This is a genomic window from Microcystis sp. M53603_WE2, from assembly GCF_030065435.1.
The window spans coordinates 1-7,658 of sequence record NZ_JASJFF010001181.1 but is presented as its reverse complement, the minus strand read 5'-3'; the positions used below and the strand labels follow the sequence as shown (position 1 = coordinate 7,658).

Here is a 7,658-nt window from a genome sequence, read left to right as displayed (position 1 = left end):
TCCCCATAATATTTGCTGATCACCTCTGGTCCGACTAAGGCAATATAGTTAACACCGAGTTCTTCGGCCAAAGCACGGGCGGTCAGGGTTTTACCGGTTCCAGGGGGCCCGACTAAGAGAACGCCGCGAGTGGGTTCAAGTCCTAACTTGGCCAACAAGTCAGGGCGTTTCAGAGGAATGGCAATTAGTTCCTTGAGTTCTTTGATCACTTCCGTCAAGCCACCAACATCTTTCAGAGAAGCTGTGGTCGGTCCTTCGGGCGGTGTCACAGTGTCTTCAACCCCTGAATCAGTGGGAGATGACCGATTGCGATTAACCTCAAAATCATCCCCAGCAGAATTGCTCGGACGAGAAACTCCCCCTGAACGGGGAATACCGCCAGAACGGGGGATGTTACTCAAGGGACGAGAGTTAAACTGCACTTCGGTTTTAATTTCCCCTTTTTCCAGTTTTTCCTCTAAGGTTTTAGCCAGTTCGACTAATTGCTCAAAGCCTTTGAATAGTTCTACCATAAAATTTCTCCTGAGTCAAGTGAAAGATGGGGACTGCAGCAATTCTCATTTTAAGGTTTCATGACATTAAAACCCTGGCACCTAGAGGGGTTAATAATTCTTAACGAGTCTCTAGATCGCTGAAACAACGCAAAATCGTTTCAAAATGAGAATTGCCGTGGGGACTGGGTGATAGATGGGGTTGAGAAGTCCGACTTGAGCAGACTAATTACCTTTAAAATAACAGATCTGCCGCGCCTTTTACCCGGGCTAGAGGTTCTACTGACCGGGGTAAACTGGGTAAGCGGATCAAAGTTTGCTCTGGGAATAAATCCCAATCAATTTCCTCATTAGCATGATAACGATTCTGCACGACATAACGTTGATAGACTCCCATTTTTTTCAAAGATGCTGTCAATCGCAGTTGTTCGGCAACTATAGCATCTTGGGCTTGCAAAACTCCAATAAATTCTGTATGTTGGGGGTCTTTTAGTTTTTTCTGGGCAGACATCACTTGTTGTCTTAAGGTTCGCAATCGTCCCATTAAATCTACACGCCCTAAGACATTTTGATACTTCATCCAAAGCTTAAAAATCCAACTTAACCAATCTCCTAAAGCCGTTGGCATTTCCAAAAATCGCAGGAGATGACCGGTAGGAGCCGTATCTAAAATAATCAAATCTTGTTGTTTCTGGTCTAATAAATCCATCACTGTTACTAGGGATAACATTTCATCAATTCCTGGCAGAGATTGAGCTACAATTTGTCGCCAAGCTTCCGGAGTATAAGCTAGTTTGATGTTTCCTTCTTCCTTACCTTCACCACTAATCATTTCTGCCAGTTCCCATAAATAATCATCTCGAAATTTTTCTAAAATGATATTAGCATCAACTTCTTGACCACTTAAATTAGCAGTTAATTGTGTGGATTGATGTCCTAACTTTGTCCCAAAGGCATCTCCCAAAGAATGCGCTGGATCAATAGAAATAATTCTAATTTTTTGATCGGGATGACGATTAGCTAACGCCCAACCAATGGCCGCAGCAACGGTGGTTTTTCCCACTCCCCCCTTGCCACCAATGATAATGAGTTGGCGTTTGTCGTCAATAAAATCACTAAAACTCGGCAGAATTTTTTGCGGCCATTGAATAGTAGGCGGGGGAGTAAATTCTACTTTTTCGATGATTTTAATTTGACTCATGATCTGATCTAATGCTTCACCTCCTAGGGGTTCTTTTGATTGTTGGGGCAGGGTGAAAATTGTCTCTTGACCTGGAATTTTTAGGAATTTATCCAGGAGTTGCTGTTGCTCACTATAGCGATCTAAATTTTGATTAGGATCCGTTAGAATGCGATTAATAAATAAGCTGCCGCAGGGAATATTTAAGTGATGCAAACTATTGAGTAATCGTTCGGTTTCTAATAAACTCATCGGTTCGGCAATTGCCACAATTAAACAAAGGGTAAAATCCCGATCTTGTAGGATTCGTTTGCCTTCGGTTAATTCTGCTTGTGTTTTGACTAAAAAGTCATCCACATCATCGGCATTGTAGGTTTTTGAAAAAGTTTGCGAAATAACACGATGTTTTTCTTGAAACAACTCTAAAGAATTTAAAATAATCTCTAAAAAGTCTTTAATTCCCAATAAATTCAAGGTATGACCAGAGGGAGCCATATCAACAACAATTCGATCTACAACATTGTCAATAAGTAATCGTTGAATTTCTAATAGACCCATAATTTCATCTAAACCTGGCCAGTCTAAATCCCAAACAGGAGTTAAATCTTCTCCTTCAACAAAACTGCCCCGTTCTACTAAAAGTTCTAAAAATTTTCCGTATTTTTCTTTAAATTCTAAGAGCAATTTTTCCGCATCTAATGCCCTAACTTTTAAGTTGGGTAAGTCTTTTACAGGTGATGCTTGATCGCTAACTTCTGTTTGCAATACATCCCCTAAAGAATGAGCAGGATCGGTTGAGATTAACAGGATTTGTTCCTCGGGAAATAATTTAGCCCAACGGCGAGCAAATCCACAGGAAAGGGTGGTTTTTCCCACTCCTCCTTTGCCACTAAACATAACTAAATGTCGAGTGTCATAACGACTTAGAGAGTTATTTACCAAGTTAAAGTTAGTCATAGAGAAATCAAGTTAAGTAAAGTGATAGGGGGGAGAAACTTGTCCTAATTGTAATTCCCAACGGGGGCAGGCTTTCTGCCAATGCAAGACTTGCTCGATTAGTAAAGGTTCTTCTTGAAGATTAACTAAAAGATAAATTCGTGATTCTGTCCCCGGAGCAGTAATAATCCTCGTTGATGGATAGCTTTGGGTGATTAAATTCACGAGATTTTGCCATTCTGAACCTTGCAAAGTATAAAAATCTTGTTGGGCTTCATAAAGCTGTTTTTTGGCTAAAAAATATTGTCTGCCCTTGCTTTCAGAAGAGAGTACAGGCTCCTCTGGCTTACGGGGAATACATTTTAAAAGATATTCTCCTTTTCCCTCAAGTTCTTCAATTTTTTCTTGATATTCTTGGCCATGAGAACAAAGATGAGTCAGTAAATTTTCTGTCTCTAAAAAAGATGTGCCAAAACGTAAGGGTAAAATAGTGGTTTGTTGAAATAATTCACAGATGACTCGATCATGACATAAAACCGATTGAATCAAGCGTTCATCATCATTTTGTAAAGTGTCTAAACCAACTTCGGGTTCGACTACGGCCGATAGCTCTCCACCAGTTATCAGTAACAATGGGTTAGCCATTCCAACGGGTAATTTTAGGCTTTCTATGGGGGTTTTCAAAAAAGCGTAAGTATATAGATTGTACAATTTCATAGGGTTGACCGAAAGAAAATTGACGATTTTTTACAAGTTTTTATATTGGGGCGTTGATATGCTAGAATATTCTAAGTTATTCAGGGATTGTTATGACAACCACTCGTCCACCCAGACCAATTAGATCTAAAATTAGCACCATGCCTCGGAAACAATCTGAAGCAGATCACCAACTTGAGCTTTATAAGTTAATTACTGAAAAACAACGTATCCAAGAAAAATTAGAAATGATGGAGCGGCAGATTCAGCAATTAAAAAATCGTCTCACGTTTGTGACAGAGCAAATTGAGACTACAGAACAAAGTATTCAAAATTTGCGTACAGCCAACCCTCCTAGTGTAGCTAAAAAACCTGATTCCCCCAAAACTGTTGCTCACTCCTCTAATAATTCCAGTAATTTCCAAACTTTTTACCTAGAATATTAAGGCTTAACCAAGGGCTAGTTCTGACCAAGCTTCAACGAGTTCTTGAGCTTGTCAAATCCGCCCTTACTAAGCTTACAATTTGTGATTTTGTTCATGATCTATGTGGTGGGAAAGATTGCAAGTTTAGAGAGAAGATTCAGATTCGTTTTCTGCCTCTTCTTCTTCTAAGGTTTGAATTTTTAATAAAAGTTCTTCTTCCTGAATTTCAAACTCCTCCTCAGAAATGTTGCCCATATCGTAAGATAGTTGTAAGGATAATAACAATTTGTGCAAATTTTCCGCCTCATCATATTCTATATCTGCACGCTCTTGAATTTTCTCCCCAATCCAGATCAGACCCCCAATAGGACCGGTAACAGGAAGAAATAAAAGATCGAGAAACATAACTAATACTCTCCTTAGACAAGTTGGGCAAAGGTATAGGGTGCGGTTAAATTGTTATAGCGAATTCTTAGGCGATCACCAAACTGCTGATCGATCGCTTCAACGTTTTGGCTAAATTCCGGCTCTTGCTCCCAGGGAATTAAATAAGCTGCATTGTAAATCATGTCATCCGTCATCGGATCGCTTTCAATCACCTCTTGGGCGCGATGATTTAATTGGTCTCTAAAGACTTGAATAATGTCTTGTTTCCGTTGCAATACAGTGGCTTCAATGAGTTGACCTATATGAATAATTTCTTCCATATTTAAGTTTTTCCCCATCATCGCATCCCGTTCTTGCTTTAACTTCGGATTAGACTCCAAAGCCGCTTGTAATTCCCACTGATTATCCCAAAAAATCTTAATGCTAACCTCTCGTTGGCCTGACAGTTTAGCAAATAATTCTTTCAGTTGGGTTTTATAGGGACTAATTAATTGTTCGGTGACGGATTCCCAGGTTTTGATAACTAAGCCAAACCGCAGGGGCAACAACGTTGTAAACCCTGCTTCCATGACAGTTTCTAATACTTTTTCATGGCAAATTAAATAGCGACGGGATGCCAAATACTTCTCTTTATGAGCAGCGGAGTAGAGAAAACTAAAACCCTCAATCATCTCACTGTGAACTGGCTCATTATCAATCCCTTGCAAAACGAGTCCGTCAGGAACTGGTTCGGGAAATATTCCATATAAATAAAGACCCACTGTCATCAGTATTCTCCCAAATTAAACCGGCTGAGAAGTTAAAACCAAACGAAGCTTTAGATGAATTAAATCTAGTTGAGCTAAACCCAGATCAACATTTCCTTCCACAACAACCCCTGTATTGAGGAGTCGATCCACTAATTCTAACACAGAAGGCTTAATACCCTCCTCTCCCGGGTAATAACTCCCTGCTTCCGGTAAAAGAGTTCCAAACTCTCCTAGGTGGACATTTAACTCTTCTGGCTCAACCTCAAAAATTTCACACAAATAGAGAATTTGTTCTTGCAATTTTTGGATACTTTCTGCGGCTCTATCTAAATCAGACTCACTGAGAACCCCTTTTTCCATCCGGCGAATGATTTGGGCTTCGAGCAATTGGCGTACCAGTTCCACGACAGTTAACAGTAAAGGGGCTAAACCAGCTTGGCTATTACTTTCTGGACGGGTCAGCAAGGCTTGATTATCAGAATCGTAAGGTGTGCAAGCAAGTGTCATGGTTGGAGTTGGTAAATGAGCAGTTTTTGACGGTGAGTCTCTAGTGGGAGGCTTGGCCAAGAAATTTTATCTGAGGGAAAAAATGATGTAATTAAACAATTTCAACCTTCCCCTGCCCTGTGAAGATTCCAGGGACGAATTTCTCCGACAGGAGGAATGTGCTTGATTATTTTAACTGGTATCATGGCCCTCGATTGCCCCCGATTAGGGTAGGGATTTTAAGGCTTAAAGTTTAGCTGCCGGGGTTTCTGTTAATAAGGCTTGGGATTGGCTATAGAGATAGGAGTCGCTTGCCCACCCATTAATTGCCATCTCCCTTGCTCTATCAACAGAGGCAATCGTTAACTGCTGTAAACTTCTTGACCGTTTGAGGATTCAATTGAGGAATTTCAATATATACGAGGAATGTGCTTGATCGTTGGGACTGCCATCACGTCTCTCCACTACACTCCATTTGGTTAAGGATTTTAAGGTTTGAAGTCGGCGTGAAAGTTCCAGGTTTTCTGCGAATAAAGCTTGGCCTTGGCTAGGGAGGTAGGGATAACCTTGCAAGCTGTTAATCGCAGTTTCCCTGGCCTTATCCAGGGGGGCAATCGTCTCGTGTAAATTTCCTAACCTTTGAGGATTCAGGTGAGGAATTTCACGCATCTGAGGAATGTGCTTCATCGTTCGGACTGGTATCATGGCTCTCTATTGCACTCAATTGGCTTAAGGATTTTAGGGTTTCAAGCTCAGTTTCCAGGGTTTGGAGTCGGAGCGAAAGTTCCCGATTTTCTGCTAGTAAAGCTTGGGATTGGCTATGGAGGTAGGGGTCTCCTTCCCACCAGTTGATCCCCATTTCCCTGGCTTTATCAACAGAGGCAATTAACAAACGAATGCGGATATTTATAAGTTCAGTGGAGGCGATCGAAACGGAAATATCGCCGGCAATCACAATTCCTTTATCTAAAACTCGTTCGAGTATATCCGCTAAACTCGAACCTTGAGTTGCTGTTTTTAGGGAGTTGTTTGACTGGTTTTTGAGCGAGCCAGCAAAAGTGGAAGAAGTCACGGTTGGTTTCACTCAATAAGAGTATAAAATTAGTCTTTTCGCTGGGGCAAGTTGCCTCGCAGTAAAGATTGAATGGCTTTTAACGACTGATTTCCTGTCGAAGGCTCAGGAGTTGACGCTTGGGCATCGGAAGGCTCCTCTTCCTCTAGAAAGGATAAGGATTCTAACGGATTGTCCTCGAGGATTTCCCATAAAATCGCTCTTGACTTATCAACAGATAAATTTGTGCGTGACAAAAGAACATCGGCGCAGATATCACGGAAGTCCGAGTCAGCGGAGTTGGCCGCAATATCGTGAGAGGCGCAGACTTTAGCAATCATTAAACAGGAGCGCAAACCCGACGTTTTTTCAGTCGCAGTTTTCACACGAAAGGTTTTGACGAGGTTGACAATAAATAAAGCATCTTCTCGACCAATCCCCGTTTTTTGAGCAAGAATTTCTGTCTGAGTTAGTTGGTCTGGTTCAGGCATATTGATAGTTACCAACCGATCCATTAAAGCATCTTGGGTGGCATGAACCCCACAGTATTCTTCTGGGTTGGAGGTGAAAATTGCCCGAAACTGAGAATTGACTTGTAGGTAATCGGGTTGATGGCTAGTGGGCGGCAGGGTGAGAATTTTTTCTTCCAAGGCAGAGAGTAAAACGTTGTTGACCTCAGGTCGAGAACGATTGAACTCATCATAAACTAGGGTAAACCCCTCGCGACAGGCCATTGTTAAGCGAGAATCCACCCAATTGTGTTTTAGCTCGTCTTCAACTTTGAGAACGCTGTGGATATAGTTATCCATCAGTTTTTTATGGGTGTAGCCAGACTGACTACCAATTAAATCGGAACTGGTAAAGTCATCATCGCCAAAGATTAGCATCACAGGTCTGGCTAAACAATTGGCCAAGTGCATTGCCAAGGTGGTTTTTCCCGTTCCTGCTGGGCCACATAGATGAATGGAAAAACCAGAGTTTAGATAACGTAAGGCGCGGGTGGCAATTTGATCAATCGAAGGCGTAACAACAAATTGACCGGGGCGGAGGCTGAGGACGGCTCTTCTTGTTTGAGTTTCAGTAACTGTCATAGTTGAAATCTAGTAAATACCATTGATAATCCCCGCCTGAAGCGTACGGGTATTCTTGAGCTAACAACTGCTGGTTCAGGTTTCCCCTTAATAACCGAGTAGGCGAGGACGCTTGTGTTACCCGAATTTTACGGCAAGTTTAATCGTCTTTGGCTTTTAAGGCTTA

10 protein-coding genes are annotated in these 7,658 nt (G+C 41.6%); 1 reads left to right on the top strand and 9 read right to left on the bottom strand.

Annotated elements, in window-relative coordinates; translation table 11 throughout:
• The 3 genes from PX481_RS24750 to PX481_RS24740 form a co-directional block, all read right to left on the bottom strand.
• Window positions 1-512, bottom strand: a 512-nt coding sequence (locus PX481_RS24750) for an AAA family ATPase (RefSeq protein ID WP_288096587.1), incomplete at its 3' end; no start/stop codon positions are given.
• 214 nt (window positions 513-726) lie between these two features.
• Complete coding sequence (locus tag PX481_RS24745; RefSeq protein WP_288023306.1) at window positions 727-2,628, bottom strand: ArsA family ATPase; 1,902 nt, start codon at window positions 2,626-2,628, stop codon at window positions 727-729.
• A gap of 12 nt (window positions 2,629-2,640) precedes the next feature.
• On the bottom strand, window positions 2,641-3,324 hold the full coding sequence (locus tag PX481_RS24740; RefSeq protein ID WP_002758519.1) for a GvpL/GvpF family gas vesicle protein: 684 nt from the start codon (window positions 3,322-3,324) through the stop codon (window positions 2,641-2,643).
• A 92-nt stretch (window positions 3,325-3,416) separates the two neighbouring features.
• Here PX481_RS24740 and PX481_RS24735 point away from each other — a divergent pair, with 92 nt between their 5' ends.
• The gene (locus tag PX481_RS24735) at window positions 3,417-3,749 is read left to right on the top strand and encodes a gas vesicle protein (protein WP_002758520.1); all 333 of its coding nucleotides are present in this window, start codon (window positions 3,417-3,419) and stop codon (window positions 3,747-3,749) included.
• 123 nt (window positions 3,750-3,872) lie between these two features.
• Here the strand turns inward: PX481_RS24735 and PX481_RS24730 are convergent, their stop codons facing one another.
• From PX481_RS24730 to gvpN, 6 genes are all read right to left on the bottom strand, one after another.
• Window positions 3,873-4,133, bottom strand: coding sequence for a gas vesicle protein GvpG (locus PX481_RS24730; protein ID WP_002758521.1), 261 nt, complete (start codon window positions 4,131-4,133; stop codon window positions 3,873-3,875).
• 14 nt (window positions 4,134-4,147) lie between these two features.
• Window positions 4,148-4,882 carry a gas vesicle protein GvpF gene (gene gvpF / locus PX481_RS24725; RefSeq protein WP_002796984.1) on the bottom strand — a complete coding sequence of 245 codons (735 nt, stop codon included), beginning with the start codon at window positions 4,880-4,882 and terminating at the stop codon, window positions 4,148-4,150.
• 15 nt (window positions 4,883-4,897) lie between these two features.
• A complete protein-coding gene (locus tag PX481_RS24720; RefSeq protein WP_002758523.1) occupies window positions 4,898-5,371 on the bottom strand; it encodes a gas vesicle protein K in 474 nt (157 codons plus the stop codon).
• A gap of 375 nt (window positions 5,372-5,746) precedes the next feature.
• Complete coding sequence (locus PX481_RS24715) at window positions 5,747-6,055, bottom strand: gas vesicle protein (protein ID WP_353852228.1); 309 nt, start codon at window positions 6,053-6,055, stop codon at window positions 5,747-5,749.
• Entirely contained in the window at window positions 6,012-6,422 is a 411-nt protein-coding gene (locus tag PX481_RS24710; RefSeq protein ID WP_288023303.1) for a gas vesicle protein, read from the bottom strand. The genes PX481_RS24715 and PX481_RS24710 overlap by 44 nt, the downstream gene beginning before the upstream one ends.
• 29 nt (window positions 6,423-6,451) lie before the next feature.
• Window positions 6,452-7,492: a gas vesicle protein GvpN gene (gvpN, locus tag PX481_RS24705; RefSeq protein ID WP_002758527.1), complete on the bottom strand. Its 1,041-nt coding sequence runs from the start codon at window positions 7,490-7,492 to the stop codon at window positions 6,452-6,454.
• Between the last annotated feature and the right edge of the window lie 166 nt (window positions 7,493-7,658).

What these genes read in the sequence shown, in the direction of transcription:
- PX481_RS24715 (WP_353852228.1), bottom strand. Translation starts at nt 6,055, where the DNA reads ATGATACCAGTCCGAACGATGAAGCACATTCCTCAGATGCGTGAAATT.
- PX481_RS24740 (WP_002758519.1), bottom strand. Translation starts at nt 3,324, where the DNA reads ATGAAATTGTACAATCTATATACTTACGCTTTTTTGAAAACCCCCATA.
- gvpN (WP_002758527.1), bottom strand. Translation starts at nt 7,492, where the DNA reads ATGACAGTTACTGAAACTCAAACAAGAAGAGCCGTCCTCAGCCTCCGC.
- PX481_RS24745 (WP_288023306.1), bottom strand. Translation starts at nt 2,628, where the DNA reads ATGACTAACTTTAACTTGGTAAATAACTCTCTAAGTCGTTATGACACT.
- PX481_RS24730 (WP_002758521.1), bottom strand. Translation starts at nt 4,133, where the DNA reads ATGTTTCTCGATCTTTTATTTCTTCCTGTTACCGGTCCTATTGGGGGT.
- PX481_RS24720 (WP_002758523.1), bottom strand. Translation starts at nt 5,371, where the DNA reads ATGACACTTGCTTGCACACCTTACGATTCTGATAATCAAGCCTTGCTG.
- PX481_RS24735 (WP_002758520.1), top strand. Translation starts at nt 3,417, where the DNA reads ATGACAACCACTCGTCCACCCAGACCAATTAGATCTAAAATTAGCACC.
- gvpF (WP_002796984.1), bottom strand. Translation starts at nt 4,882, where the DNA reads ATGACAGTGGGTCTTTATTTATATGGAATATTTCCCGAACCAGTTCCT.